Here is a 25,619-nt window from a genome sequence, read left to right on the forward strand (position 1 = left end):
TGCTCCGGACGGCTCGACCAGCGGGACGGCTCGACCAGCGGGACAAGGTTAGGGAGCACGATGCGTCATCAGGTCGGGGCCGCCGTAGCCGTGGCGGTCGTGGCGTCCCTGGTGTACGCGGGCACCACCGCCGCGCGTCCGGCCGGCCGGGACGATTCGCCGGACCGCACGCCGGCCGGTACGGCGACCACCGACGTACGCGTGATGACCTGGAACGTCTGCGGGGAGAGCGGCACCTGCCGCGCCAAGAGCGACCCCGGCCGGCAGGCGACGCAGATCGCGGAGCTGGCGCGGGGCGCGAACACGGACGCGGTCCTCCTCCAGGAGGTCTGCGGCGACGAAGCCAAGAACGACAGTCGCTACGACAGCGGCAAGACCGCGAGCAAGAGCCTGGTCACGCTGGTCCAAGAGCGGCTGGGCGGGGACTGGCGGATCGCCTTCACACCCTATCTGCGGCCGGCCGAGGACCGCTTCGGCACGACCGCGCCGAGCGGGCCGGGCGCCACCGCGGAGTACCCACCCCGGTACGTCAACCCGCGCGCCACCTCGGAATTCCGCTGCCGCGGCGCCGGCCTGGCCGGTGTGCAGGGCCTCGCCGTCGCGGTCCGGGGCACGATCGGCGAGCGTGCGGAATACGAACTCCCCTCCCCCGATACCGGCCTGTGGCTGAAGGTGCTGTGCGCGCGACGCGCCACGGGCACCCCGGTCCGCTTCTGCACCAGCCACTTCACCCCGCAGAGCCAGGACGTCGACCGGCGGGCCGGCTTCTCGTACCGGGCGGAGCAGGTGCAGCGCCTGCGCGAGTTGATCGGTGGGGGCGCCGACACGGTGTTCGGCGGCGACTTCAACAGCCGGCCGCCGGACGACCCGTCCAACACGGCCGACAAGGCCATCCTCGCCCCGCTGTACGCCGGTTACCGGGAGTGCGAGCAGGGCCACGGCGGCGCGCGCCGGGGCACCGGCACGATGTGGGCGAACGACCAGCCGACCAAGCGGACGGACCGCAAGTACGACTACCTGTTCGGCGCAGCGTCCTTCACCTCCTGCGAGGTGCTGAGCGCGACCGCCCTCGCCACCTGGTCGGACCACCTGCCGCTGGTGGGGACGGTGCCGGTCACGACGCCGAAGATCATTGCCGGGCCGGATCCGTTAGCGCGCTGATCATCGCGGGTATGCCGTCCGGAGATCGATCTGTTGACCGTCCAATCCTGGAAGCCGGGGGGCCAACGACATGAGCAGCACCGGCACGGCGCGCGGCCGTGCGAGCCTCACCTGGCGTGACACCGAGTCCCACGAGTTCATGGACGCCCCCGACTGTGACCCCGACCGGCTGGAGCGCACGTACCGGCAGTTCCGTACCGTCAACCGGCTCGTCTCGGGCTGGCGGCGCGTCTACCGGCAATGGATCCGGCCGCGGCTGGACGCGCACCGGCCCACGACGCTGCTGGACATCGGCTTCGGCGGCGGGGACATCTCCCGTGCCCTCACCGGGTGGGCGGCTCGCGACCGGCTGGTGCTGCGGATCACCGCCATCGACCCGGACGAGCGCGCCCTCCGGCATGTGCGCTCGCTGCCGGCGGCCGGTGTGCGTTTCGAGCAGGCGTCGAGCGCGGACCTGGTGGCCCGGGGCGAGCGGTACGACCTGGTGATCTCCAACCACCTTCTCCACCACCTGGACGCGGGCGCGCTGGCCGCCCTGCTGGCGGACAGCCGGGCGCTGTCCCGCCGGCTGGTCATCCACAACGACCTGTCGCGCGGGCGGGCCGGCTACGGCCTCTACGCCGCCGCCACGCTGCCGTTCGCCCGCGGGTCCTTCATCCATCAGGACGGGCTGCTCTCCATCCGCCGCAGTTACCGCCGTCCGGAGCTGCAAGCGGCCGTTCCGCCGGGGTGGCAGGTCAGGCCGATGTTCCCGCAGCGTCTCCTGCTCATCGACGAAGGCGCCCACCGATGACCCGTACCCTGATCACCGCCGCCGCCGTGAGTTACCTGAGCAACGCCGCCTTCGGCGCCGCCGTTGCCGCAGGCGCGATCGACAACCGGCGCTTGCGCTGGGTTCACCATGCCCTGTACGTGGTGACCGCCTCGCTGACCACTGCCGCGCTCGCGGCCGCCACGGTCGAGCGCCGAACCGCCGGCCTCGCGCTGCTGCCGGCGGCCGGCCCGCTCATCGCCTTGCCCTACGCCGGCGGTCAGCTCCGCCGGCACGCCGCCGTCGCCGGTTCGGCCGCACCGGCGTACGCCATCGCCCTTGTTCTGGCTTGGAGGAGTCGCTGATGGAGTTCCTTGACGTGGTGCGCCGGCGCCGGACCACGAATGGCGCGTTCCTGCCCGATCCGGTCTCCGAGGAGCACCAGCGGCTGCTGATGGAGGTCGCGGGACGCGCCCCGTCCCAGCTGAACAGCCAGCCGTGGCGGTTCGTCATCGTGGAGGAACGCGAGACGATCGAGGCCATCGCGCGGATCAGCGGCGAGAGCATGACCGAGGCGATGTCCAACGGCACCTTCTTCGAGCGCTACAAGCCGTACTTCCGCTTCAGCAAGGAGGAGATGGAACGCCGCCGGGACGGCATGCTCTTCGACCGCCTGCCCGCACCGCTGCGCCCGTTCACCAGCCAGGTGTTCACCGCCCGGGGCCAGAAACTCATGAACGCCATGCGGGTGCCCCAGAGCCTCGGCGAGGAGAACCGCAAACTCGTGGCCGGCTCCCCGCTGCTGCTCGGCGTGATGCTCGACCGATCCGAGTACCGGCCGGGCGAGCTGTCCTCCTTCTACTCCGTGTTCAGCATGGGCGCGGCGATGGAGAACGTCTGGCTCACCACGGTCGAGCTCGGCATGGGCATCCAGTTCGTCTCCTTCCCGATGGAGGTCCCCGGACGCTGGGACGAGATCGTCCGCCTGCTGCGGGTGCCGGACGACCTCGAACTGATGGCCGTCTACCGCCTGGGTTATCTGCCCCCGCAGCAGCGGCGGCCACCCATCGACTGGACCAGCGAGCAGCGCAGGCTGCCCTCGCAGTATGTCTTCCGCGGCACCTGCGCCACTCCCCAGGAAGGCTGGGACCACCCGGCCACCGGATGAGATGTCAGCGCCGGCCGGGTGGGGTGGTCGTCGTCTCCGCCTCGTCATCGTCGGTGGCCGATCGCCGGCCCCCGTGTCGCCAGCTGAGGACGACCCAGACCAGTCCGATGATGGAAAGAATGATCTGGGTGGTGCTGTAGAAGGCCTGGAAGATCCACAACTCGTTCCGGGTCGGGGTGCTCTCCCAGTAGTAGCCGTCCGGCCAGTCGGCGACCCATCCGTTGCCGACGAGGCCCTGGGTCAGCCAGATGGCCCAGCCGTAGCAGGCGTCCCAGATGCCGTGGATCGTCACGATCCCCAGCAGCGTCCACCCCACCCGCATGGTGAGCCGGAATCCGCCGTTGCGGGGCGCGGCAGCGGCGAACAGCGCGCCACCGAGCAGTGCGGTCCAGGTCAGGTGGCCGAACGGAGCGAGCATCGCCCGTGACACCTCGACCTGCAGGATGTTGAGCTCGGGGTGGTCGTCGGCGTGCTGCACATAGGTCCAGAAGGCGTACCCCGCGCTCTCGAAGGCGGCGAAGCCGGCGCCGACGACCGCTCCCAGCACCATGCCGCCGCGCACGGTGCGTTCGCGGAGCGGCCAGGCGACCGCCACCAGCACGGCGCCTTTGGAGAGCTCCTCGATCACGCCGACGCCGAAGAACCCGACGGCGTTACCGAGCGGCCCGGAACCGGTCGGCAGCAGATAGATCTCGGTCACGGCGGAGACGAGGACGCCGACGGTGCCGGCGATCAGGAATCCCTTGAGGACCACGTCGAGGCCGATCCGGCAGTCGTCCAGACGGCCCAGGGCGAACGTCACCACCGTCACCGGGATCAGGAAGCTGCCGACCAGGAACAGGGTCGGCGTCAGGATCGCGTCGTCGACGACCGCCGTGACGCCGGCCGCCAGCAGCCAGATGAACATGCCGGCTACCAGAACGGTGAACCACGTGCGCTTGCCGATGGCGACCGAGTGATGAACGGGCGGGGCAACCATGCGGAGAACCTTGGCAGGCGGGCGGCTCGGCAACATCCTCCGCGACGGATGATCGGCTGCCGGGAGGCACTCGCCGGATCCGGTCAGATCAGCCGCTGCGTGGCACGGGCCCGGATCAGCCGGCCACCGGTCCACAACGACCACACCATCCACGCCGGAACCAGCACGAACACCGAGACGGCGGTCAGCGCGGAAGCCGGCTGCCGGATGGCCGGCACGTGGGTCACCAGTTGCAGGCCGACCAGGACGCCGAGCAGCCCGGCGCCGGCGAGCAGCCCGGACACGGCGAGCCCGGCAGGGCTGGTCCGCCGCCGCAGCGCACCGGCGCTGACCCCGATCAGCCACGCGCCGGGCACGACCGCGCCGAGCACCGCGACCGCCGCCGTGCCGGTGACGACCGACAGCAGACCTGCGGCGACCGGACCGGTGCCGGCGAAGACGATGGTCAGGGCGGCCATCAGGTACGGGAGGAGGCCGCCACCGTACGCCCGCGCCGTGGCGATGGAACGGGCCGCGACGACGCCCGCCAGCCCGCAGGGCGCGAGCAGGAACAGGAACTCGGCCGCGTCCTCCGGAACGGCCGGCGGCAACAGCACCGCCAGCACGACCGCCAGCGAACCGCCGATCAGCGCGGCGCCGGTGAGGACCGACACCCACCGCCCGGGCGGCGCGACGGGCACCCGGAACTGGCCGGCCAGCACGGGCGCCTTGACCACCGTGTCGAGTGCGAACCACCAGCGCCGGACGCCGTGGACCTCGGCCAGGAGCGCGAGGGACTCCTCGCGCCACCGCGCGCGGCGGCCGGCCGGAAGCATCAGCGCGGCCACCGCGAGCACCGCCGACAGGAACCTCATCAGCTCACACCCCCGGGCAGAACCCGGCCAAGCGACGCCCGCAGGCCGGCCCGGCGTCGCGGGGACACGGCGGCCTGCGCGGCCGCGGCGGCGCTCACGCCGTCGGCGGTCAGCCGGTAGTAGCGCCGGCGAGGGCGGCCGGCCGCGCTCTGATCGACGACCTCCCACTCGCTGCTCACCCAGCCCGCCTCCTCCAGCCGCCCGAGGATCGGATAGATGGTCCCGGGCATCAGGCCGGTGGCCTCGACGATCTCCAAGCCGTATCGCTGCTGCTCCGGCTCCTCGGCCAGGGTCTGCAGCACCAGCCGCACCTGCAACGTCATCCTCAGCACACTCGTACTCTATATAGGGTGTCAAGCGCGCTACGCGGTTTCTGGAGAGCGGGACCGAGCGGCGCTCAGTCCGGCGCGCCGAGCACGGCGGCGACGCTGTCCACGAACCAGCGCTCGAACCGCTCCACCGGCCACCCGCGCTCCCGGACCAGCCAGTCGTAGTTCCGGACGTCCTGGGCGAGCCACAGCACGTCGGCGGCTCGTTCCGCGCTCACCCGGACCTCGCCGGTGGCCGCGAGGTCGGCGGCGAACATCACCATGCCGCGGCGCCGCTCCTCGATGTTCTTGCGCCAGATCGCCGCGGCGTCGGCGTCAGCGGTCGCCGCACCGGCCAGCGCCAGCATCACCTGTGCCTGCCGGGCATGGATCGCGGCGAGGTGCCGGGCGAACCGGGAGAGTTTCGCCCGCAGGCCGGTCAGCGCGCGGATGTCGGCGACGAACGACCGGTCCGCCATCGCCACCTGCTCGTCGTCGCCGGCCAGGGTGACGTCGACGAGGTCGGAGAGCAACTGGCGCTTGCTGCCGAACACCGCGTACACGGTCTGCACGGCGACACCGGCCTCGGCGGCGACAGCGGTCAGCGGCGTCGCCGCGTAACCCGGGTCAACAAAGAGTTTGGCGGCCGCGCCGAGGATCAGCCGCCGGGTCACCCGGGCCTGTTCCTGACGCCGGGGCGACACGTAAGGACGGTTGACAGCCACCCGTGCATGGTAGTCCACTATTCAATAGAGTTTAACTCTATCGATCGACATCGGGAGACAGCTATGCCGTACGGCGTCGTGCAGGACATGCCCGGAGTCAGCGAGCAGGAATACCGCCAGGTGGAGAAGCACCTCGGCCCGGACCGGCCGCCGGGCCTGCTGGCCCACGTGGCCGGCCCGTCCGACGAGGGCTGGCGGATCATCAACGTCTGGACCGACGAGGCCGCGTTCCGCCGATTCCAGTCGGAACGCCTGATCCGCGCTGCCGGGCTGGCCGCCCGGGAGGAGGGTTTCGATCCGGCGAAGGCCGCCGGCTTCCGGTCGGCCAGTGTCGACGGCGCCGAGATGCCGTTCTGATGACCGACACCGCGGCGCTGCGCTCCCGCAACGCGGGCTTCTGGGCCCGGGCGGCGCCGGGGTGGGCCCGGCACGCCGACCGGCATGACGAGATCGGCCGGCCGCTGGGCGCCGTGGCGCTCGACTGGCTGCGCCCCCGGCCCGGTGAACGGGTGCTGGACGTCGGCTGCGGGTGCGGTGGCACGACCGCCGAGATCGCCCGGGCCGTCGCCCCGCTGGGCAGCGCGGTCGGCCTCGACCTCGCCGAGGGGATGGTGGCGGCGGCGCGGGACCGATGGGGCCGGCCGGACGGCGCGGGGCCATCGTTCGTCACCGGTGACGTCGAGACGCTCGACGCCGTACCCGGGGCGCCCTTCGACGCCGTCTACTCCCGGATGACGCTGATGTTGTTCGCCGATCCGGTCGCCGGTCTCAGCACGATCCGGCGGTCGATGCGCGCCGGCGCCCGGCTGGCCGCCACGGTGTTCCGCGACGGCCTGGTGAATCCCTGGCCGGCGGCGGCGATGCTCGGCGCGGCGCCACATCTGGGACCGCTGCCGCCCCTGCCCGTCGGCGGCGAGCCGGGGCCGTTCGCGTTCGCCGACGCCGCGCGGACGACCCGCCTGCTCACCGCCGCCGGCTTCGCCGACATCACCATCCATCCGTACGACGTCACGCTCGACGCGCCGGACGATCCGGAGGCGGTCGCCGAGTGGCTCATCGAGATCGGTCCCGCCGGCGCGGCCTACCGGGACGCCGATCCCGCCGCCCGGATGCGCGCCCGGGCCGGGGCGGCACGCCTGCTCGAACGATTCCGCACGGCCGGCGCCGGTTACCGGCTGCCGGCCGGGCTGTGGTTGATCACCGCTCACCGGGCCGGGATCAGCGGCACCGTGATCCCGGCCGGGATCAGCGCACCGTGATCCCGGCCCGGTGCGGCCACTAGGCGACGTCGATCGCGTCGATCTCGGCGAAGTTCGCGCCCTTGCCGTACGCGATGGTGTTGGTTCCGGCCTTGAGGGTCACGGCGCGTTCGCTGACCTGCCAGTTGTCCCAGCCGGTGACCGGATAGTCCACGGTGCCGGCGGCGGCGCCGTTGACGAGCAGGGTGTGGCTGGCCGCACCGGCGTCCGAGCCGTTGGCGTAACGGGTGGAGAGCCGGTAGCTGCCGGCCCGGGGCACGTAGACGGTGAAGGTGACCCGGCTGTCGGCGAAGTCGATCCCGCCGACGACCACGCCGTTGCTGGCGCCGCCGGCCGCGTACCGGGCGTTGGCCCGGGTGAAGGCGGCGTCCTCGGCCTCGTACCGGATCTTGGCGCCTTCGACGATGGGCCGGCTGCCCTGCCAGTCCAGGCGCTGCGAGTACATCGCACGGTAGGTGAAGCCGGTGTTCCAGCCGTGGAAGACGATCCGGTCCCGGCCGTCCGGCCCGGTCACGATGTCCTGGCCGCCGGGCCCGCGGACCGTGCCCCCGAACGCGTCGGTGGTCATCAGCGGCGAGGCCGCCTTGGTGTACGGCCCGCGCAGCCGGTCCGAGGTGGCATAGCTGCTCACGTAGCTGCCGTCGCCGAAGAAGTTGGCGGAGTAGAAGAGCACGTAGGTGCCGCCGTGCTTCCACAGTGTCGGCGCCTCGACGAGGATGCCCTCGAACGGCTTGCTCTGCTTGATCAGCTCGGTCTCGGCGCCGGTCCGGCGAAGCCCGTCGGCGCTGACCTGCTGCAGGCGCAGCCAGGTGTCCTGCGCGCAGCAGTTGCCGTCGTTCTTCCACAGGATGTACCGGCGCCCGTTCTCGGCGAACGAGGACGCGTCGATCGCGCCACCGATCTCCGGGGTGCAGACCAGGGCGGTGTCGCGGGGGACGAACGGCCCGCCCGGCGCGGTCGCGGTGGCGGCGCCGATGCACTGCTTCCCGGAGGCACGGTCGTGCGCGGTGTACCACATGACGTAGCTGCGCGGCCCGGTGGCGAACACCTCCGGCGCCCAGACGCCGTGGTCGCCGGGCCCGCCGGGCGGGAACGACCAGTCCGGGTCGGCCCAGGCGCCCAGCGCCGGCAGCGCGTCACTCTCCTGCACCGTCCAGGTGACCAGGTCCGTGGAGGTGGCCCACTTGATGTTCCGGCCGTCGCTGTTGGTGGCGTAGGCGTAGTAGGTGCGGCCGACCTTCATGACGTCCGGGTCGGCGAAGTTCTGGTCGATGACGGGCCCGGAGACGACTGCCGCGGACGACGTGGCAGTGACGGTGAGCAGGCCGGCGGCCAGGACGAGGGTCGCTGCGGCGGCAGCCGCCAGGCGCCGGACGCCGCGCGGTGCACGAGACTGGATCATGAGTTCTCCACGGGGGTCGGTGGAGTTTCATCATGGTCATTTCCGATGGATTTCTGTCAAGTGAACGCCGTCGATCACCCAGCCCGCGCGGGCGGATCGCTTCAGTGCCGGAAGCCGCCGACGATGGTGGTCAGGTTGCCGGCCAGGCGGGTCAGGTCCGAGGCTGCCTGCTGGGTGCTCCGGGCGCCCTCGGCGGTTGCCAGCGCGATGTCGGCGACCCCGGACACGGTGGTGGCGACGTCGCCGCTGTTGTCCGCCGCTTCGGTGACCGATCGGCTCATCTCCGCGGTGGTGGCCGTCTGCTGCTCGACAGCGGAAGCGATCGTCGTCGTGTAGTCGCCGATCTGCCCGATGACCTGCGTGATCTCTTCGATGGCCGCGGCGGCGGCCACGCTCGAGGCCTGGATGGCGCTGACCCGGGCGGTGATCTGGTCGGTGGCGGTGGCGGTCTGCTGGGCGAGCTCCTTGACCTCACCGGCGACCACCGCGAAGCCCTTGCCCAGCTCACCGGCGCGAGCGGCCTCGATGGTGGCGTTCAGCGCGAGCAGGTTGGTCTGCTCGGCGATGCTGGTGATCAGCGCCACCACGGCGCCGATCTCCGTGCTGGCCGCCCCGAGCTCGGTGACCTGCGCGGTGGTCCGGGCCGCCGCCGTCATCGCGTCCTGCGCCACCTGCGCCGCCTGGCTGGCGTTGGAGGCGATCTCCGCGATCGACATGCGCATCTGCTCGGCGCCGGCCGCGATCGACTGCACACCGGTGTTGACCTCCTCGGAGGCACGGGTGGCGGTGGACGCCTGCTCGGCGGCGTTGCCGGCTCCGGCCTGCAGCTGGCTGCTCACCGAGGACAGCTCCTCCGCGGCGGCGGCGACCTGCGCGGCGGTCAGGGCCAGGTCGTTGCCGATCGTGTCGCGCAAGCGGCTCGTGGTGGCGTTGAGGGCGGTGCCGAGCTGCCCGACCTCGTCGCGGGACCGCACCTCGGCGAGCGCGGTGAGATCGCCGTGCTCCACCCTGCGGAGCACGGCGACGACCCGGCCGAGGGGCACGCTCACCGAGCGCGCCGCATAGACGCCGATGCCACCGGAGAGCACGAGCCCGGCGACCAGAATGGCGATCAGCCAGGCGCGGGCGTTCTGGTACGTCGACTCGGCCTGTTCCGCGCTGGCGGCGGCCTGCGCCGCCTCGATGTCACTCAGTGTCGTCAACGCCTCGCTGACCTGGTCGAACGCGGGGTCGAACTGTGCGGCCTCGGCAAGCGCCACCTTCGCCGTCTGCTGCGCCCGGCTCAGCGGCACCATCTGCTCGTCGATCACCGTGTTGAAGGCGCTGAACGCGGTGCTGAACTCCTCTCGTGCCGTCTGCTCCTCAGCGGTGCCCGCCGCGGACGTGTACTGGCTCCACTCGTCGGCCACCCGCTCGCGGAAGTCGGCGATCTCCCCTTCCCGCTCCTGCATCTCGGTCTGCGAGGTGGTGATGACATGGCGCAGCGCCGTCGCACGGAGCTCGTTGACGTCGCCGTCGAGCATGGCCAGGACCGCGATCGGCCGCAGATTGCGCTCGTAGATGCCACCGCCCTGCTCGTCGACCGCACCGAGCTGGACGATGCCGACCACGCCGGCGAGCGCGGTGGCCAGACCCGCGACGAACACGGTGCACAGCACCTTGCCCACCACCGGAAGATCAGCCCACCAGCGGCGGCGGGCCGACCCGAGCTCGACCGACATCCTGCGCTCCTCCCGCACGACCACGTCCTGCTACCAGCAAATAGCAATCAGCGCCGCAAGGTGCACGAAATCACGCTGAAGCTCCCCGCTGTGTGGATATCCAGCGGCTGGCGAGGACGCGGGACTCGCCGTCGCGGCGGCGGAGGGCGCAGGCACTACCGTGGAACCGATCGCACTGCCGGCGGCGGCGGCCGCGCGCCATGGGGGCGATGTCCGCGCTCCACCGACCTGGAGGTTCGTCACCGATGCGGCTCTCCGCGGAGGAAGCCCGGCGCCGGTTCGCCGCTGCGCGGGTGGCCCGCCTGGCCACCGTCTCGGCCGACGGGGCGCCACACCTGGTGCCGGTCACCTTCGCCGTCCTGGGCGAGCGGATCGTGTTCGTCGTCGACCACAAGCCGAAGAGCACCACCCGGCTGCGGCGGCTCGACAACATCGCCGTACGGCCGCGGGTGTGTCTGCTCGTCGACGCCTACGACGACGACTGGTCGCGGCTCTGGTGGGCCCGGGCCGACGGCGCCGCGCGCGTCCTGGACACCGACGACGCGGCGGTGGACGCGCTCGCGGCACGCTACCCGGCCTACGCCGAGCGCCGGCCACCCGGCCCGGTCGTGTCGATCGAGGTGAGCGGCTGGACGGGCTGGACCGCGCTCGGGTGACGATGGACGTTCACCGGCGGCCGCGCCGGCCTGGTGGTGGCAACGGTCTGACGGGCCGGGCCGTCGTCCTGGCGTTCGAGGGGTTGGATCTCAGGTGGCCGGGAATGAGCGGAGCATGACGCCTCCCCGCGGATCCAGCTCCGTGAGCCGCCATGCCGACCGCCTGGTACGCATCGACCGGTCACTGCCACCCACCGTGGGGGATCCGGTGCGCGCCGTGGTGATCGGCGGTGGCATCGCGGGAATGACATCGGCCCTGCTCCTCGCGGAGCGCGGTGTCGCGGTGACCCTGCTGGAACGCGACGAGCGGCTCGGCGGCCGGCTCGCGGCGTGGCCGAAACAGTTGGCGGACGGGTCCACGCAGATGGTCGGCCACGGGTTCCACGCCTTCTTCCGGCAGTACTACAACTGGCGCAACATCCTGCGCCGGATCGACGGGTCGCTGTCGTTTCTCCGCCCGGCCGAGCGTTATCCGGTGGTGTCCCGGGCCTGGCCGGAGGAGGACTTCGGCGGGCTGCCGAGGACTCCACCGTGGAGTCTGCTGGCGCTGATCGCCCGCTCACCCAGCCTGCGGTTGCGCGAGATGCGTGACGTCGACGGACCGGCGGCGATGGCGCTGCTGCGATATTCACGAGCGCGGACCTACCGGGAGTTCGACACCATGTCGGCGGCCGACTACCTGGACCGGCTCGCCATGCCGGACCAGGCCCGCGCGCTGCTGTTCGACGTGTTCGCGCACTCGTTCTTCAACCACGCGGCGGAGATGTCGGCCGCCGAAATGATCATGCAGTTCCACTTCTATTTCCTGCGCAACGCCGAAGGGCTCGCGTTCGACGCGCCGGACGACGACTACCAGACCTCGATCTGGACGCCGCTCGGCGAGCGGTTGCAGGCTCTGGGCGCGGACATCCGCACCGGCGCCGCCGTCGACCGGATCGAGCCGGGCTGGACCGTCACCCTCACCGGCGGCGCCCGGATACCCGCCGACCACGTCGTCCTGGCGACCGATCCCGCGTCCGCGCGCGACATCGTGGCCGCCTCCCCCACCCTCACCGAGCGGGCGCCCGGCCTGGTGAAGAGCATCGACACGGTACGGACCACCGCCCCGTACGCGGTCAGCCGGCTCTGGACCGACCGGGACGTCGCCGCGGACCGCGCGGTGTTCAGCAGCGTCGCCCGGGAGCCGCTGCTGGACTCGGTGAGCCTGTTCCACCGCGTCGAGCGAGGGCCGGCCCGATGGTCGCGGCGCACCGGCGGCGCGGTCGTGGAGCTGCACGCCTACGCCGCCAACGCCGGCGTGGGCGCGACGGACGCGGCTCGTGACATGTGGTCGCAGCTCGCCGGGATCTGGCCGGAGGCGAGCGGGCTGCGGGTGGTCGACAGCGACACCCGGATCGGATACGACGCCCCGGCCTTCGACGTCGGCAGTGACGCCACCCGCCCGGGCGTGTCCACCGACGCCGAGGGACTGTTCCTGGCCGGCGACTGGGTCCGCATGCCGTTCCCCTGCGCGCTGATGGAACGCTCCGCCGCCTCAGCCGCGATGGCCACCAACGCGATCCTGCGCCGCCACGGCGTACGCCCGGTGCAGGTGTACTCGGTGCCGCCGCGCGGCCTGCTGGCCGGGCGCTGACCGCTGCCGGGCCGGGCGCTCACCGCTGCCGGGCCAGGCCAGGCGCTGACCGCTGCCGGGCCGGGCCGGGCCGGGCCGGGCCGGGCCGGGCCGGGCCGGGCCGGGCCGGGCCGGGCCGGGCCGGGCCGAGGAGTTCAGTGGCTCGTCACAACACCGGGCCACGGGGAGCGACCTCGATCGCGGCGACTCCCCGGCCGTAGAGCACGACCAGCCGTTCACCGTGTCTGCCGTGCAGCGCGCCGGCGTCCTCGGACAAGGTCGCGACCACATGTGCGATCAACTCGTCCTGGTCGGACACGTCCGGTCGCTCGTAGGTGATGTCCATCCGGTCGCCGCCGATGAGCCGGACCCGGAGCACTGTGGTGGCCACGTCACCCTCAGGGCCGTGCGGTCGACGCGGCGGCGTGGGCGCGGGCGGACGGGGTGCCGCGGCCGACGATGGCGGGCGCCTCCCGGATCAGCTCGTCGTTGGTCAGCGCCTCGACCATGAACCGGGCGAAGTCGATCCGCCGGGTGCTGTTGCTCTTGAGGACGGGGTCGCCGACGTGCCGGCTCCACACGGGCAGCCCTTCGCTGTCGCCTTCCTCCAGGTCGCTGCCGCGCACGACGGTCCACCGGGTGTCGCTGGCGAAGACCCGCCGGCAGGCTTCCACCTGGTCGTCGAGGTCGGCGAAGCGGACCAGTTTCGCCACCGGGCCGGCGATCCGCACCATCGCTTTGAGCTTCCATGAGTACGTGTCCAGGCCGTCGCGGGTGATGTGCCATCCGCACGAGAAGACCAGTCGCGCGCCGGGCCGGGCGCTGTCGAGCACCGCCTGGGCGGTTCGGGTGGAGTACCGCTCGACGCCGCGCGGGACCAGCACGGTCAGCACACTGTCGCAGCCGTCGACAGCACGTCTGATGACCGAGCGATCGTCAGTCTGCCCCGGAACGACGGTGATGTGGTCCTCGAACACGTCGAGCTTGCCGACGCTGGCTTCCCGGCAGACGGCCACGACGTCGTAGCCGCGATCCAGGGCGTGCCGCACCATGTACCGCCCGAGTTTTCCGGAGGCGCCGACGATGCAGACCTTGGGCTTCACGGACGAGGGTCCGTCGTTGTGTTCGCGGGCTGTTTCCATGACTCGCTCCTCGGCCGCGGCCGGTTTTCGTGCGGGAGTAATGCCTGCGTGCGGAACGCACTCGATCGCTGCGGCGGCGAAGAAGACGTCGGAGAACCCACCACGGCCGAATACCGGTCACCGAGGTCCTGGGCGACACCTTCACCCTACGCCTGTTCGGCCCGGACCGGCCGGTGTGCGAGTCCGCGACCGCTGCCGGCGACCCTGCCGGGCGTCCGGCCGCCCGGACCACAACGGTCGGCTTTGCGGCGCACGGCCGCCGGGCGGTCGCCGGGAGCATAGGGTCGGAGGCGAGGCCGGGGGTGGATGATGCGCATCCGACTGTTCGGGAGATTCGCGATCGATGTGGACGGCCGGGACGCCGGCGCTCGGCCGTGGCGGTTACGCAAGGCGCAGACCATGGTGAAGATGCTGGCGCTGGCTCCGGAGCAGCGGATGCACCGCGACCAGCTGCTCGATCTCCTGTGGCCGGACCGCACCGCGGCCGCCGCGGCGAACAACCTGCACCAGGCGCTGCGCGTGGGCCGCCGCGAACTGACCGGGACCAGTTCGCCGGGCCAGGTGCTGGCCTTCCACGACGGGCTGGTGCTGCTGCACGCCGACGGCCCGGTCGAGACGGACGTGCTGTCGTTCCGGCGGCTCGCCGCGCAGGCGTGGGCGACCCGCACGCTGGGTGATCTGGCGGCCGCTGCCGACGCGTACACGGGTGAGCTGTTGCCCGAGGACCGGTTCGCGGACTGGGCCGGCCCGGAGCGTGGCGACCTCCGGCAGACGTACTGCGACCTGCTGATCGCGCACGCGGCCGAAGCCACCCGCCACGGTGAGACGGACGCGGCGGCGAGGTCGCTGCGCCGGGCGATCGAGGCCGACCCCGTGCACGAGCCCGCGGCCCGGGCGTACATGCGGCTGCTGGCCGGGCAGGGCCGGCGGTCGGAGGCGCTGGCGCTCTACGAACGGCTGCGCACCGAGCTGGGCGAGGACTTCGGCACCGATCCCGACCCGGCCTCCCGCCTGCTCTATCGCGACCTGCTGGCGGACAGCGTGGACGTCGCGCCGTCGCCCCGGCCGTCGGCCGGCAGCAACCTGCAGCCGGGCCTGACCAGCTTCATCGGGCGTGAGCGCCAAGTGGCCGAGGTACGGCGGGAGCTGTCCCGGGCACGGCTCGTCACCCTGACCGGCCCCGGCGGCGTGGGCAAGACCCGGCTGGCCGAGGAGGCCGTCCGGGGCCTGGTCGACGGGTACGCCGACGGCGTGTGGCTGGTTGATCTCGCGCCGGTCACGACTCCGGAGCGCCTGTCCGACGCGGTGGCCGAGGCGATGGGGCTGGACCCGGCCGCCGGCGCCGATCCGGTGCGGGCGCTGGTGGCCCGGCTCGCCACCCGGCACGTCCTGCTGCTGTTCGACAACTGCGAGCAGGTGGTGGACGCCTGCGCGGACCTGCTGCGACGGTTACTGGTGGCATGCCCCGGACTGCGGGCGCTGGCGACCAGCCGGGAGGCGCTGCACGTACCCGGGGAAGTGATCCTGCGGGTTCCCTCCCTGACCGTGCCGATGCCGGCGGAGCCGGTCGCCGAGGCGCTCACCCGTGAGGCCGTGCGGCTGTTCGTGGACCGAGCTCGTCTCGTGCGCGGCGACTTCCGGCTCGACGAGTCCACCGCGGCCCCGGTGGTGCGGATCTGCCAGCGGCTGGACGGCGTGCCACTGGCGATCGAACTGGCCGCCGCGCGTCTGGCGCACCTGACCTCCGTGGAGATCGCCGAACGCCTCGGTAGCGCGCTGAGCGTGCTCAGCGGCACCGGGCGGATGACCCGGCACGCGACGCTGCGCGCCACCCTGGAGTGGAGTCACAGCCTGCTCACCGTCGCCGAGCAGGTGTTGCTGCGCCGGCTGTCGGTCTTCGCGGGTGGCTTCACCGTGCACGCCGCCGAGGGAGTCTGCGCCGCTCCCCCGCTGACGCCGGCGATGATCCTGGACTGCCTGGCCCGGCTCGTGGACAAGTCGATGGTGCAGGTGGAGCCGGCCGCGGACCGGACGCGCTACCGGCTGCTCGAGACGATCCGGCAGTTCGGGCACGAACAGCTGCGCGGCGCGGGTGAGGAGGCGGCGGTCCGGGCGGCGCACCTCGGGTACTTCCGGCGGATGGCCGCCGACCACGACCCGGATCGCCGCCGTGACGTCGTCGAGGCCCGGCCGCAGCTGCTCGACCCGGATCACGACAACCTGCGGGCCGCCCTCGACTGGTCGCTGTGGGCGGAACCGGACGAGGCGCTGCTGCTCGCGGTCAGCCTGTGGCGTTTCTGGCTGGCGCGGGGACACTTCGTCGAGGGATCGCGGTGGCTGGAGCGCACCCTGGCGGCCGCGCCGAGGACGTCCGGGGCGGAGCGCTCCCGGGCCCTTCTCGGGCTGGCGGTCCTGAACGCCCGCCGGGGCCAGTCGTCGCGGCTCGCCGAGCTGGGCGCCGCCGCCGTGGCGGAGATGGAACGGGTCGGATCACCGGCCGAGGCCGCCTTCACCCGTGTGCTGGCCGGCTTCCTGCAACCGGTGGGGGGCAACGTGGTGGCGGCCGCCGCGATCGCCGATCGCGGACTGGACGAGGCCCGGTCGCTCGACGCGCCGCAGGTGGCCGCCGCCGCGCACTGGCTGCGAAGCCTCGTCGCGCTGTTCCGTGAGGAGGCCCCGGCCGCGTTGACCGGCCTGCGGCACACCCTGGCCGCCGTCGATCGGGTGGCACCGGACGCCGGCCCCGTCCTCCCCGCGGCCACCTCGGCGGTGGTACTGATTCCCTGCGGTGACACGTGGGTCCCCGCGTTCGAGGAGAGCGCGCTGATCGGCCGTCAGGTCGGGCACGCGCAGGCGCCCGGCCACATCTGGTCGGCGATCGCGTCCGCGCACCGGCTCGACCGGGATCTCGCGTCCGCCGTCGTCGCCGTCCGGCGGGCCGTCGCGGTCTTCGCGGGGCTGGGCGACGATGCCGGTCGCGCGCTCTCGCTGCACCAGCTCGGCTGTATCGAGCGCGACCTGGGCCGGTTCGGGGACGCCCGGGAGCACCTGGGTGACGCGCTGCGGTTGCGCCGCCGGCTCGGTGACTGCCGCGGCGAGAACCTGACGCTGGCCAACCTGGGCATGGCCGACGCCGCGGCCGGTGACATCGCGGCCGGCCGCCGGCACGGCGGCATCGCCCTGCGCCACGGGCTCGAGATGGAGGACGCGCCCGGTACCGCCGGCAGCCTGCTGGACCTCGCCGTCGTGGAGCTGTTCGCCGGCGACAGGGCCCGCAGTCGTGACCTGGCCGGGCAGGCAGTGGCAGCGATGCGGCCGCAGGGGTACCCACGGCTGACCGGCTGGGCGCTCCAGTTCGCGGCCGAGCTCGCGTGGGCCGCGGGCGACCGTGCCGACGCCGGCCGGCTCGGTGCCGAAGCCGCGACCCTCTTCACCGCCGCGGGCTGCCGGCTGGGCCGGGCGCGGGCCGGCGGGCTCACCGCTAAGTCGCGCTAAGACAGTGCTCAGGGGATGGCTGATTGGCTGTCCTCATGCGAACCGACAGCAACAACGACAATGCCAGGAACGCACCCCACGATCGGCCGCCGCCTCTCGGCGCGGCCACCCTGGCCGAGCTGACCCAGGGCGTACGCGGACAGTTGCTCGACGCCGGGAGCGACGGCTACGACGAGGCCCGGTCGATCTGGAACGGCGCACACGACCGCAAGCCGGCGCTGATCCTGCGCTGCGCCGGCGTGGCCGACGTGATCAGAGGTGTGCAGTTCGCCCGCAGCCAGAACCTGTCCCTCGCCGTCCGCGGCGGTGGGCACAGCCTCGCCGGGTTCTCCACCAACGACGACGGGCTGGTCCTCGACTGCTCGCCGATGAAGGGCATCCGGGTCGACCCGTACACCCGGCGGGTGGTCGCCCAGGCCGGCGCCCTCTGGCAGGACCTGGACCACGAAACCCAGGCCTTCGGCCTGGCGGTCACCGGTGGGCTGGTCTCCACGACCGGCATCGCCGGCTTCACCCTGGGCGGCGGGATCGGCTGGCTGGTCCGCCGGTGCGGTCTCACCAGCGACAACCTCGTCGGGGCGGACGTCGTGACGGCGGACGGCCAGCTGCTGCACGCCGGCGCCGGTGAGAACCCCGACCTGTGGTGGGCCCTGCGGGGCGGCGGCGGCAACTTCGGGGTGGTCACCTCATTCGAGTACGCCCTGCACGACGTCGGGCCGACCGTCTTCGCCGGCGCCGTGTTCTATCCGGGTGAGCATGCCGAGACGATCCTGGCGGGTTACCGCAAGGCCTGCGCGGGCGCGCCCGACCGGCTGACGACCGTCCTCAACCTCACCACCGCGCCGCCGGTGCCGTTCCTGCCCGAGTCGGTCCACGGCAAGCCGGTCGTGGCGGTTCTCGGCATGTGGTCGGGCCCGGTGACCGACGGCGACCAGCACACCCGGGCCTTCCGGGAAATCGGGCCGCCGATCACCGACCTCTTCGGCCCGATGCCGTACGTGGCGATGCAGTCGCTGATCGATCCGCTGTACCCGAGCGGCCTGCACAACTACTTCCGCTCCGCCTTCCTCCACGATCTCGACGAGCCGGCGATCAGCGCACTGCTGCGCGCGTACGCGACAGTGCCGAACCCGCTGACCGAGTTGCACGTGCACCATCTCGGCGGCGCCATGTCCCGGGTCCCGGCCGGCAGCACCGCCTTCGCCACCCGCGACCGGGAGTTCATCCTCAACGTGGTGGCGCGGACGCCCGCCGCGGAGGGGTTCCCCGGCGTCGTCGACTGGGCCCGCGCGACCACCGGGAGCGTCGCCGCCGACGCCGCGACGTACGTCAACTTCACCGGTGAGGCGAGCGGCGACCAGGTCCGGGCGTCGTACCCGGGCGACACCTACGACCGGCTGGTCGCCGTCAAGCAGCGCTACGACCCGGCCAACCTGTTCCGGCTCAACCAGAACATCCCGCCGAGCGCCGAACGGTGAGCGTTCCCCGATCAAGGAGAAAACCGATGATTCTTCGCCGGATACTGATCGGCGCCGCCGCGACCGCGACCGCGCTGGTCGTGACAGCGGCGCCGGCCCTGGCGGCGCCGGCCTCGGCATCGTCGCTGCCCCGCCAGGTGTGCCGGGGTGACGGCTTCGGCAGCGGCTGGTGCCTGTTCATCGAACGCGCCGGCGAGCAGTACCGCGTCCACCTGGGCATCGACATCTTCATGAGCCGCAGCGACGCGCAAGCGATCATCGACGCTCCGGGGGATCCGCTGTCGGCCCGGGTCCTCGGCGGCGACACCTGGCCGGACGGCGACGACAACCTGTTCAACGTCCCGATCACCACCCTCGGTGCCTCCGACGGGTTCGGCCTCAGCTGTGACTTCGACACGGTCGTCGGCGCGCAGTTCCTCGACGAGGACAACGTCCCCGGGAACCGGGGTGACGAGGTGTTCGGCAGGATCACGTTCCGCAATCCGCTGACCAAGAAGAACACCACGTTCGACACGCCGGAGATCGCCGAGACCTTCTGAGGATGCAGACGGCGGCCCACGCCGGCTTTTCAGCCGAACCCACTCGGCAGGGGCACCTGGTCAGGATCCAGGCGCCCCTGCCGAGGCCGGTGACACGCCGCGATCGGCGGGTCTCGCGGTTGTCGATCGTGGAGCCGGGCGGGCGGGCCGGCGCTGAGTGCGGAAACGCGAAGATCCCTGAGCCCGCGCGCCCCGGCTGTCCGGGCACCGCGCCGCCTGGCCCCGCGCCGCCTGGCCCCGCGTGTCCGCGCCCCGCTCCCCCGCGCCCCGCGTGTCCCGTGTCCCGCGCCCCGCGCCCCGCGTGTCCCGCGCCCCGCGCTGGCGTCCTGCGGCTGGCATCTCGCACCAGCCACCACCCGTCTCGCCGATCTTGGAACCCGCCGTCCCGGCCGTAGCCCAGGCATGTGATCAAGCCCGGATAACCGCACTGGCCTACGGCTCGCCTCACCGAGCCGTAGCCCACACATGTGATCAAGCCCGGGAAACCGCACTGGCCTACGGCTCGCGTCACCGAGCCGTAGCCCAGGCATGTGATCAAGCTCGAGGTAGCGGAAACGGACCTCACCGAAGACCTAATGGCCCCGGAAGACGGCGCGGCGACCGGTCAGCCGCGGCCCCACCCACGTTTCCGCCGGTAGACGGCGACGGCTACAGCACTCACGACCGGCTGGTCCGGCTGGTCGTCAGCGCGAACCGTTGTCACCAACCGTTGTCACCCTGCGTGCCGGCATCCGCGGTCACCGCCGCGCTTCACGGAAACACGCGGACGCCCCAGGCCCTGCGAAATGACGCAGAGCCACAGCGCTCCACGGTCACCGGCAACCGGCCGTGACGAGCGGCCGCATCGGCGCACTACCAGGCGGCGGGTTCAATTGCGGACGCGTCATGACCGCATCAGGCCCTAGCTTCGCCGCCATGACGACGACATCGATCACCGGAGCAACATTGGTCACCGGAGCAACCGGGAACGTCGGCCGCCACACCGTGGCGGCCCTGGCACAGGACGGGCATCGGGTCCGGGCCATGACCCGCAAGCTCGGCGGAGTGGACCTGCCGGGTGCCGACATGGTCCAGGGCGACCTCACCGACCCGGCCTCCCTGGCGCCGGCCCTGGCGGGTGTGGAGACGGTTCAGCTCATCACCTTCGCCGGCGAGGAGCCACTGAGCGAGCGGACAAGTGCCGCCGTCGTGCGGCAACTGCTGACCGCGGGGGTACGGCGAGTCACCGTACCCAATGGCGGTGGTGACAGCCCGTTGCAGACCGCCGTGCAGCACAGTGCTCTGGAATGGACAGTTCTGCTGCCGGTGGAGTTCATGTCCGGCGCGCTGGACTGGGCGGCTTCGATCCGCGATGACGGGGTGGTGCGCGCCGGTTTCGTCGAGCGGCGCAGCGCGATGGTGCACGACGCGGACATCGGCGCGGTCGGCGCCGCGGTTCTGGCCCGGGGCGGATATCCCGGGCAGGAACTGCCGATCACCGGGCCGGAGGTGCTGACACCGCCCGACATGGTGCGGATCATCGGCGAGGCGATCGGCCGGGAGGTGCGGCTCGTCCCGCTCACCGAGGAGCAGGCCCGGGAGCAGTGGCGCGCCGAGGGCTTCCCGGACGAGGTCATCGAGTTCTTCGTGTGGGCGCAGGGCAACACCCCGGAGATCGGCTACACGGTGGCGCCGACAGTCGAGAAGGTGACCGGACGCCCGGCACGGACGTTCGCGCAGTGGGCCCGGGAGAACGCTGACGAGTTCCGCGCCTGAGCAGATCGGGCCGGGCCACCGCGTACGGTGGCCCGGCCCGCCGTCACTTCAGGCCGGAGGCTGGCCTGCCGGTGTGGGGCCGCGCGGGCACCCGGCTGCTGGGCGAGGCCGTCTAGCGACGCGCCCGGTCGATCCCGGCGGCCCGCTGCCGGATGCTGCCGGACCGGTGCCGGCGACGAACCCTCACACCTTCCCGGCGTCGTCCCGCCGGTGCGGCGTGTCCACCACCCCTTCCCAGGTGACGGTTCCGACGATGACGCGCAGCAGCTGCGCGGGAATCCTCCGGAGGTGCTTCACCATCGTCGGACCGAACGATTTGAGATCCTGATAGGAGCTGTTGCGGAAGCTCAGGTATGTCAGGCTCGCCACCAGCCACGGCGCGGCGCCGAGGAGGGCCGGGACGAGGCCGGTGGAGAGGCTGAGGGCGACCAGCGGGACAGCCCCCGCGGCGATCGTCAATCCGTTCACCCAGCCGTTCCTGAGCTGCTGCAGGAGCACGGCGAAGAGGAGGCAGGAGGCCACCGCGGCCGCATGGACCCCGGGCCCCCGGCCGGTCGAGCCGGCCAGCTCGATGCCCAGCACGGCGGCCGACACGGCTGCGGCCAGGTGCGCGAGGTTCCACGGAGCGAGTGGTCGCGGGCGTCGCCGATTGTCGCGCAGGAGCCGGCGAGCGCCGCCGTAGCCGTCGTCCTGCTCGGTGTCGTCGGGGTCCGGCGGCTCTTCGTATCGGGAGATCTTCACCGGTACGAAGCGGAGCAGCTCCGCCAGGTGCGGCTTCCGTCGCAGCGCCGACCGGAACGACCATGATCCGTCGGCTTCGACCCGCCCGTACGAGCTGGCGTCGAGAACCCATGTGAGCAGGACGAACATCATGCCGAACGTGAGGAGGAATCCCATCCCGGCCAGCGCCGGCCGGGACAGCAGTGACACGCCGGCGCCCCCGATGCCCACGGCACCCCGGATCGCGTAGCCGGCACCGACGAGAAGCCAGATCGCGACAGTGCTGACGGTGAGCCCGCCCCGCGTCCGGGACCGCAGGAACTCGTAGAGAACCGCCACGCCGAAGACGGCGGCGATCATCGCCGCGACCTGCCCGGTGAGTCCGGCTATCCCGGCGATGAGCATCGCCAGTATCAGCCGCAGGCCGGCCACCAGCAGGCTGACCATTATGTTGCGCCGCGACTCGGCCCGGTCGGTGGTGGCCGGGAGCCGGCCCCGGGCGCGGGCCTCACGATGACCCCAGTCGTCGACGACGCCCCGGACGTCGTTCCACTGGTACCGCGCCATGTAGGTCAGGTACTCCAGGATGATCCAGGCGAGGACGAATCGGCGCCAATCCGCCCAGTCGCCGACCGTCCAGGCGAACGCGGCATAGGTCAGCGGCGCGATCGTCCACTTGATCAGGTCCTCCGGGCGGGGCAGGACGAGGTACGAGGTCAGGCTCCGGGCGCGCGGCACCCGCGGCTGCTCCACGCCATCGGCGGCAGCGTCGGCGTGGGCCCGGGGCAGTCCGGCGTAGCCGGGTCCGCGGACGAACCGTTGCGCCACCGACCGGAACAGACGCGGGCCGTGGAAGACCGCCTCGACGGTCTGGGTCACCAGGATCCCGACCACCGTTCCGTACACGAGCGCCATGGCAGCCTGGTACGGGGGTGCGATCGCCATGCCGATGTAGATCGTCATGCCACCGAAGACCACCAGGATGGCCGCCAGAATGACGTTGAAGAGCAGCCGGTTCGCCACGCCTCCCCGGCGCAGGCTGACGAACTCCGTCGTCAGACCGATGTAGCTGACCGGCCTCAGGTCGCCCAGGGCCGTCATGGGCTTGTCCGCGAAGCGGCCGATCTCGACCTCAAGCCCGCGCAGGTAATAGCTGCGGATCGTCGACACCGAGCCGATGCTCTGGATGAAGGCGATCAGCCCCAGCGGCAGTATCGGGACGGCGGCGAGGATCGCGTCGGGCACGTTGGTGCAGTCCGGCGGTTGCTTCATCCCGAAACCGCACTCCTGGGTCAGAGCACCCGCCATCAGCGCGATCAGCGCGATGGCCACTCCGTACAGCCCGGCCTGGATGTTGGTGACGGTCCGCTCGTCGTCCCGCGCCATCTCGTAGTCGAGGAGAAGCGCCTCCAGGCTCAGCGTGTCCCGCGTCGCGGTCGCCAGCTGATCGGCGCTCTCCAGGACCTGGGCCCGGCCCGCGCGGCGCATCAGGTTCCGGGGACCCTGTCTCATCGCTCCGCCGACCCGCCGGGACGGTGCGGCCGGAAGATGATGGGCGCGAACGCCGAACCGAGGCGCATCTGCGTCCGGGGCCACCACGGCTGGGTCCCCCGGTGCACCCACTGATGGAATCCGCCACCCAGCCGCCACGCCAGCACACCGTCGGTCCCGGGCTGATCTCCGATCACGGTGACCGGCCGGGGAAGGCCCGCGACGAGATCGAGCCGCCACGGTTTGCCGGCCTGCGAGACGACGGTGACCCGGCCGGTGTGCCCGTCCGCGACCCGGGGCAGGACACGACGGGAATTCGACGCGAAGACGATGCGGTGAATCGACGGTGATTCCGCGCCGACCAGTTCGACGAAGGCCGCCGCCCGGGAACGGAACCGGGAATCCGGCTCCGACCAGTGAAGAATGAGTGGTTCGACGTCCACCACCAGAGTCCGGCTTCCCGTTTCCGCGACCATGGTGAAGAGGTCAGCCAGGCTGCTGGACCGGATCCGTGTGGCGCGCACCATCATGAACTCTCGACTCCTGACGCCCCCGGGCGAGGACACCGATGATAGAACAGCGACGCATCTGGAACGATTGGCCGACATCGGAGGATCGGGTGAATTCCGGGCCGCGCGGGATGCCTCCGCGATTTCGGGGGTCCGTTCGACGCCGTTCCCCGGCCGGGGTGGTCACCGGGGCAGAAGACCGTGGCCGGACGCGCCGACGGGGAACGTCACACCGGTGAGGTCCTCGGAGAGGGTCCACAGCCGCTGCTGGACGGCCACCTCGTACGACTGCGGGCTGGAGGTGACCAGGCGGGGGTGGCCCTTGACCTCGTTGCGTCCGCCGGGACCGTAGTACTGGCCGCCGAGCACGGCGGGGTCGGTGGCGGCGCGCAGGGTCGGCAGCGCCCCCATCGCCGGCGTCTGGGTGATCAGCGGGGCGAGCCAGGTGATCGGGAGGCGGAGGGCGGCCGGGGTGTTGCGGGTGAGTTCGGTGCTGGACATGCCGGGGTGCGCGGCCACCGCGACGGTGGTCCCGTGCGGGGCGAGCCGGCGCTGCAGTTCGTACGTGAACATCAGGTTGGCCAGCTTGGACTGGCCGTAGGCGGCGACCCGGCTGTACGAGCGTTCCCGCTGCGGGTCGTCGAAGTCGATCGCGGCCCGGATCCGGTGGCCGGTGCTGCTGACGGTCACCACGCGTGAGCCGGGCACCGGCAGCATCAGGTCCAGCAGCAGCCCGGTGAGCGCGAAGTGGCCGAGGTGGTTGGTGCCGAACTGCATCTCGAAGCCGTCCCGGGTGGTCTGCTTCGGGGTGTACATCACGCCGGCGTTGTTGATCAGCAGGTCGAGCCGGTCAAACCGGGACCGCAGCGCCGCCGCCCCGGTCCGGACGGAGTCGAGCGAGGTCAGGTCCAGCGCCTGCACCGTCACGTCGCCGGTCATCCGGGCCGCGGCCCGCTCGCCCTTCTCGGCGTCGCGCACGGCGAGCACCACTGACGCCCCGTGCTCGGCGAGGGCCCTGGCCGTCTCGAATCCCAGTCCGGTGTTGGCGCCGGTCACCACTGCCACCCGGCCACGCTGGTCCGGAATGTTCGCCGTCGTCCACTTCGCACTCATGTCAGGCTCCCCGCTGTATAACGTACCGGAAGTATCTTGTCCCGGACCACGCTAAAGTACTCCCGGTACGTTGTCAACGTACCGGAGGTACGTAAGTTAAGCTGTTGATCGTGACTTTCCAGCGGGCGCGAACCGAAGAGCAGCGCGAACTCCGCCGACAGGCGATCCTCGACGTGGCGTCGGCCATGCTCGACGAGATGCCCGTGGCCGCTGTCACTCTCAACGAGCTCAGCCGCCGCGTCGGCCTGGCGAAGCCGAACGTGCTGCGCTACTTCGAGTCCCGCGAGGCGGTGCTGCTGGAACTGCTGGACCGCTTCCTGCAGGAGTGGCTGACGGCCCTGGCGGGCGAGCTGGCCGCCGGCGTCGGCACGGATCAGCCCATGGCCGGGCGCGCGGAAGCGGTGGCCGAGGTCCTCAGCCGCTCGCTCTCCGGCCGGATGGTGATGTGCGACCTCTTCGGCGCGCAGGGCAGCGTCCTGGAGCACAACGTCTCCGTCGAGGTCGTGACGCGCTACAAGCGCGCCTCCCTGGAGCGCCTGGCGACCATGACGGCGCTGATCCAGAAGTACCTGCCGGAGCTCGGCGAGAAAGGGACACTGTTCAGCCTGCAGACCATGGTCATGGCCGGCGCGCTGTCGGCGTACAGCACTCCCCCACCCAGTCTGCAGGCGGCCTACCTGGCCGAGCCCGATCTGGCCCGCTTCCACTCGGAACTGAGGGACTCCTTGAAGCAGGCCCTGACCGCGACGCTCCTGGGCGTGCTGCCCCGCCACTGACGCCG

24 protein-coding genes are annotated in these 25,619 nt (G+C 72.0%); 13 read left to right on the forward strand and 11 right to left on the reverse strand.

Translation table 11 applies throughout. The annotated features are described in order from the left end of the window. Nucleotides 1–60 precede the first annotated feature (60 nt). From AB0F72_RS13505 to AB0F72_RS13520, 4 genes are all read left to right on the forward strand, one after another. Nucleotides 61–1,161: an endonuclease/exonuclease/phosphatase family protein gene (locus AB0F72_RS13505; protein WP_360429982.1), complete on the forward strand. Its 1,101-nt coding sequence runs from the start codon at nt 61–63 to the stop codon at nt 1,159–1,161. A 70-nt stretch (nt 1,162–1,231) separates the two neighbouring features. Next, entirely contained in the window at nt 1,232–1,954 is a 723-nt protein-coding gene (locus tag AB0F72_RS13510; RefSeq protein ID WP_360429984.1) for a methyltransferase domain-containing protein, read from the forward strand. Further along, the gene (locus AB0F72_RS13515) at nt 1,951–2,277 is read left to right on the forward strand and encodes a hypothetical protein (RefSeq protein WP_360429986.1); all 327 of its coding nucleotides are present in this window, start codon (nt 1,951–1,953) and stop codon (nt 2,275–2,277) included. The genes AB0F72_RS13510 and AB0F72_RS13515 overlap by 4 nt, the downstream gene beginning before the upstream one ends. Continuing rightward, nucleotides 2,277–3,080, forward strand: a complete 804-nt coding sequence (locus tag AB0F72_RS13520; RefSeq protein WP_360429988.1) for a nitroreductase family protein — start codon at nt 2,277–2,279, stop codon at nt 3,078–3,080. Before AB0F72_RS13515 ends, AB0F72_RS13520 begins: the two co-directional genes overlap by 1 nt. 4 nt (nt 3,081–3,084) lie before the next feature. Here the strand turns inward: AB0F72_RS13520 and AB0F72_RS13525 are convergent, their stop codons facing one another. The 4 genes from AB0F72_RS13525 to AB0F72_RS13540 all read right to left on the reverse strand — a co-directional run bounded on the left by AB0F72_RS13525 (nt 3,085) and on the right by AB0F72_RS13540 (nt 5,946). Beyond that, nucleotides 3,085–4,059, reverse strand: a complete 975-nt coding sequence (locus AB0F72_RS13525) for a PrsW family glutamic-type intramembrane protease (RefSeq protein WP_360429990.1) — start codon at nt 4,057–4,059, stop codon at nt 3,085–3,087. 83 nt (nt 4,060–4,142) lie between these two features. Beyond that, complete coding sequence (locus AB0F72_RS13530) at nt 4,143–4,913, reverse strand: hypothetical protein (protein ID WP_360429992.1); 771 nt, start codon at nt 4,911–4,913, stop codon at nt 4,143–4,145. Continuing rightward, nucleotides 4,913–5,236, reverse strand: a complete 324-nt coding sequence (locus AB0F72_RS13535; RefSeq protein WP_360429994.1) for a PadR family transcriptional regulator — start codon at nt 5,234–5,236, stop codon at nt 4,913–4,915. The genes AB0F72_RS13530 and AB0F72_RS13535 overlap by 1 nt, the downstream gene beginning before the upstream one ends. Nucleotides 5,237–5,310: 74 nt before the next feature. Beyond that, nucleotides 5,311–5,946, reverse strand: a complete 636-nt coding sequence (locus tag AB0F72_RS13540; RefSeq protein WP_360429996.1) for a TetR family transcriptional regulator — start codon at nt 5,944–5,946, stop codon at nt 5,311–5,313. 63 nt (nt 5,947–6,009) lie between these two features. On the opposite strand from AB0F72_RS13540, the gene AB0F72_RS13545 reads away from it, so the two are divergent. Both AB0F72_RS13545 and AB0F72_RS13550 read left to right on the forward strand, forming a co-directional pair. Continuing rightward, complete coding sequence (locus tag AB0F72_RS13545) at nt 6,010–6,303, forward strand: hypothetical protein (protein WP_360429998.1); 294 nt, start codon at nt 6,010–6,012, stop codon at nt 6,301–6,303. Next, nucleotides 6,303–7,205: a methyltransferase domain-containing protein gene (locus AB0F72_RS13550; protein WP_360430000.1), complete on the forward strand. Its 903-nt coding sequence runs from the start codon at nt 6,303–6,305 to the stop codon at nt 7,203–7,205. Before AB0F72_RS13545 ends, AB0F72_RS13550 begins: the two co-directional genes overlap by 1 nt. Before the next feature lie 19 nt (nt 7,206–7,224). Here AB0F72_RS13550 and AB0F72_RS13555 read toward each other — a convergent pair whose 3' ends face one another. Both AB0F72_RS13555 and AB0F72_RS13560 read right to left on the reverse strand, forming a co-directional pair. After that, nucleotides 7,225–8,607: a family 43 glycosylhydrolase gene (locus AB0F72_RS13555; RefSeq protein ID WP_360430002.1), complete on the reverse strand. Its 1,383-nt coding sequence runs from the start codon at nt 8,605–8,607 to the stop codon at nt 7,225–7,227. Between the two features lie 101 nt (nt 8,608–8,708). After that, nucleotides 8,709–10,328 (reverse strand): methyl-accepting chemotaxis protein, encoded by a 1,620-nt coding sequence (locus AB0F72_RS13560; RefSeq protein WP_360430004.1) that lies wholly within the window; start codon nt 10,326–10,328, stop codon nt 8,709–8,711. Between the two features lie 245 nt (nt 10,329–10,573). Here AB0F72_RS13560 and AB0F72_RS13565 point away from each other — a divergent pair, with 245 nt between their 5' ends. Together AB0F72_RS13565 and AB0F72_RS13570 are read left to right on the forward strand one after the other, a co-directional pair. After that, the gene (locus AB0F72_RS13565; RefSeq protein ID WP_360430006.1) at nt 10,574–10,984 is read left to right on the forward strand and encodes a TIGR03668 family PPOX class F420-dependent oxidoreductase; all 411 of its coding nucleotides are present in this window, start codon (nt 10,574–10,576) and stop codon (nt 10,982–10,984) included. Between the two features lie 115 nt (nt 10,985–11,099). After that, nucleotides 11,100–12,617 (forward strand): FAD-dependent oxidoreductase, encoded by a 1,518-nt coding sequence (locus AB0F72_RS13570; RefSeq protein WP_360430008.1) that lies wholly within the window; start codon nt 11,100–11,102, stop codon nt 12,615–12,617. A 145-nt stretch (nt 12,618–12,762) separates the two neighbouring features. Here the strand turns inward: AB0F72_RS13570 and AB0F72_RS13575 are convergent, their stop codons facing one another. Next, nucleotides 12,763–12,987, reverse strand: a complete 225-nt coding sequence (locus AB0F72_RS13575; RefSeq protein ID WP_360430010.1) for a hypothetical protein — start codon at nt 12,985–12,987, stop codon at nt 12,763–12,765. Between the two features lie 7 nt (nt 12,988–12,994). Next, entirely contained in the window at nt 12,995–13,738 is a 744-nt protein-coding gene (locus tag AB0F72_RS13580) for an NAD(P)-binding oxidoreductase (RefSeq protein WP_360430012.1), read from the reverse strand. Nucleotides 13,739–14,044: 306 nt separating this feature from the next. On the opposite strand from AB0F72_RS13580, the gene AB0F72_RS13585 reads away from it, so the two are divergent. From AB0F72_RS13585 to AB0F72_RS13600, 4 genes are all read left to right on the forward strand, one after another. After that, the gene (locus tag AB0F72_RS13585; RefSeq protein ID WP_360430014.1) at nt 14,045–17,233 is read left to right on the forward strand and encodes a BTAD domain-containing putative transcriptional regulator; all 3,189 of its coding nucleotides are present in this window, start codon (nt 14,045–14,047) and stop codon (nt 17,231–17,233) included. Nucleotides 17,234–17,268: 35 nt separating this feature from the next. Then, nucleotides 17,269–18,711, forward strand: a complete 1,443-nt coding sequence (locus AB0F72_RS13590) for an FAD-binding oxidoreductase (RefSeq protein WP_360430016.1) — start codon at nt 17,269–17,271, stop codon at nt 18,709–18,711. 26 nt (nt 18,712–18,737) lie between these two features. Further along, entirely contained in the window at nt 18,738–19,250 is a 513-nt protein-coding gene (locus AB0F72_RS13595) for a hypothetical protein (RefSeq protein ID WP_360430018.1), read from the forward strand. A gap of 915 nt (nt 19,251–20,165) precedes the next feature. Continuing rightward, nucleotides 20,166–21,005 carry an NAD(P)H-binding protein gene (locus AB0F72_RS13600; protein ID WP_360430020.1) on the forward strand — a complete coding sequence of 280 codons (840 nt, stop codon included), beginning with the start codon at nt 20,166–20,168 and terminating at the stop codon, nt 21,003–21,005. Nucleotides 21,006–21,188: 183 nt separating this feature from the next. Here the strand turns inward: AB0F72_RS13600 and AB0F72_RS13605 are convergent, their stop codons facing one another. The 3 genes from AB0F72_RS13605 to AB0F72_RS13615 all read right to left on the reverse strand — a co-directional run bounded on the left by AB0F72_RS13605 (nt 21,189) and on the right by AB0F72_RS13615 (nt 24,838). Then, on the reverse strand, nt 21,189–23,237 hold the full coding sequence (locus tag AB0F72_RS13605) for a hypothetical protein (RefSeq protein ID WP_360430022.1): 2,049 nt from the start codon (nt 23,235–23,237) through the stop codon (nt 21,189–21,191). Next, entirely contained in the window at nt 23,234–23,746 is a 513-nt protein-coding gene (locus tag AB0F72_RS13610; RefSeq protein WP_360430024.1) for a hypothetical protein, read from the reverse strand. Before AB0F72_RS13610 ends, AB0F72_RS13605 begins: the two co-directional genes overlap by 4 nt. Before the next feature lie 162 nt (nt 23,747–23,908). Then, nucleotides 23,909–24,838, reverse strand: a complete 930-nt coding sequence (locus tag AB0F72_RS13615) for an SDR family NAD(P)-dependent oxidoreductase (protein WP_360430026.1) — start codon at nt 24,836–24,838, stop codon at nt 23,909–23,911. Between the two features lie 110 nt (nt 24,839–24,948). On the opposite strand from AB0F72_RS13615, the gene AB0F72_RS13620 reads away from it, so the two are divergent. Continuing rightward, nucleotides 24,949–25,614 carry a TetR family transcriptional regulator gene (locus AB0F72_RS13620; protein WP_360430028.1) on the forward strand — a complete coding sequence of 222 codons (666 nt, stop codon included), beginning with the start codon at nt 24,949–24,951 and terminating at the stop codon, nt 25,612–25,614. Nucleotides 25,615–25,619 lie beyond the last annotated feature (5 nt).

Origin of the sequence: Actinoplanes sp. NPDC023936 (assembly GCF_040639325.1) — a bacterium.
Classification (GTDB): Bacteria; Actinomycetota; Actinomycetes; order Mycobacteriales; family Micromonosporaceae; genus Actinoplanes.

Coding starts and splice junctions, on each gene's coding strand:
- AB0F72_RS13505 (WP_360429982.1), top strand. CDS start 61: ATGCGTCATCAGGTCGGGGCCGCCGTAGCCGTGGCGGTCGTGGCGTCC.
- AB0F72_RS13510 (WP_360429984.1), top strand. CDS start 1,232: ATGAGCAGCACCGGCACGGCGCGCGGCCGTGCGAGCCTCACCTGGCGT.
- AB0F72_RS13515 (WP_360429986.1), top strand. CDS start 1,951: ATGACCCGTACCCTGATCACCGCCGCCGCCGTGAGTTACCTGAGCAAC.
- AB0F72_RS13520 (WP_360429988.1), top strand. CDS start 2,277: ATGGAGTTCCTTGACGTGGTGCGCCGGCGCCGGACCACGAATGGCGCG.
- AB0F72_RS13525 (WP_360429990.1), bottom strand. CDS start 4,059: ATGGTTGCCCCGCCCGTTCATCACTCGGTCGCCATCGGCAAGCGCACG.
- AB0F72_RS13530 (WP_360429992.1), bottom strand. CDS start 4,913: ATGAGGTTCCTGTCGGCGGTGCTCGCGGTGGCCGCGCTGATGCTTCCG.
- AB0F72_RS13535 (WP_360429994.1), bottom strand. CDS start 5,236: ATGACGTTGCAGGTGCGGCTGGTGCTGCAGACCCTGGCCGAGGAGCCG.
- AB0F72_RS13545 (WP_360429998.1), top strand. CDS start 6,010: ATGCCGTACGGCGTCGTGCAGGACATGCCCGGAGTCAGCGAGCAGGAA.
- AB0F72_RS13550 (WP_360430000.1), top strand. CDS start 6,303: ATGACCGACACCGCGGCGCTGCGCTCCCGCAACGCGGGCTTCTGGGCC.
- AB0F72_RS13555 (WP_360430002.1), bottom strand. CDS start 8,607: ATGATCCAGTCTCGTGCACCGCGCGGCGTCCGGCGCCTGGCGGCTGCC.
- AB0F72_RS13560 (WP_360430004.1), bottom strand. CDS start 10,328: ATGTCGGTCGAGCTCGGGTCGGCCCGCCGCCGCTGGTGGGCTGATCTT.
- AB0F72_RS13565 (WP_360430006.1), top strand. CDS start 10,574: ATGCGGCTCTCCGCGGAGGAAGCCCGGCGCCGGTTCGCCGCTGCGCGG.
- AB0F72_RS13570 (WP_360430008.1), top strand. CDS start 11,100: ATGACGCCTCCCCGCGGATCCAGCTCCGTGAGCCGCCATGCCGACCGC.
- AB0F72_RS13580 (WP_360430012.1), bottom strand. CDS start 13,738: ATGGAAACAGCCCGCGAACACAACGACGGACCCTCGTCCGTGAAGCCC.
- AB0F72_RS13585 (WP_360430014.1), top strand. CDS start 14,045: ATGATGCGCATCCGACTGTTCGGGAGATTCGCGATCGATGTGGACGGC.
- AB0F72_RS13590 (WP_360430016.1), top strand. CDS start 17,269: ATGCGAACCGACAGCAACAACGACAATGCCAGGAACGCACCCCACGAT.
- AB0F72_RS13595 (WP_360430018.1), top strand. CDS start 18,738: ATGATTCTTCGCCGGATACTGATCGGCGCCGCCGCGACCGCGACCGCG.
- AB0F72_RS13600 (WP_360430020.1), top strand. CDS start 20,166: ATGACGACGACATCGATCACCGGAGCAACATTGGTCACCGGAGCAACC.
- AB0F72_RS13605 (WP_360430022.1), bottom strand. CDS start 23,237: ATGAGACAGGGTCCCCGGAACCTGATGCGCCGCGCGGGCCGGGCCCAG.
- AB0F72_RS13610 (WP_360430024.1), bottom strand. CDS start 23,746: ATGATGGTGCGCGCCACACGGATCCGGTCCAGCAGCCTGGCTGACCTC.
- AB0F72_RS13615 (WP_360430026.1), bottom strand. CDS start 24,838: ATGAGTGCGAAGTGGACGACGGCGAACATTCCGGACCAGCGTGGCCGG.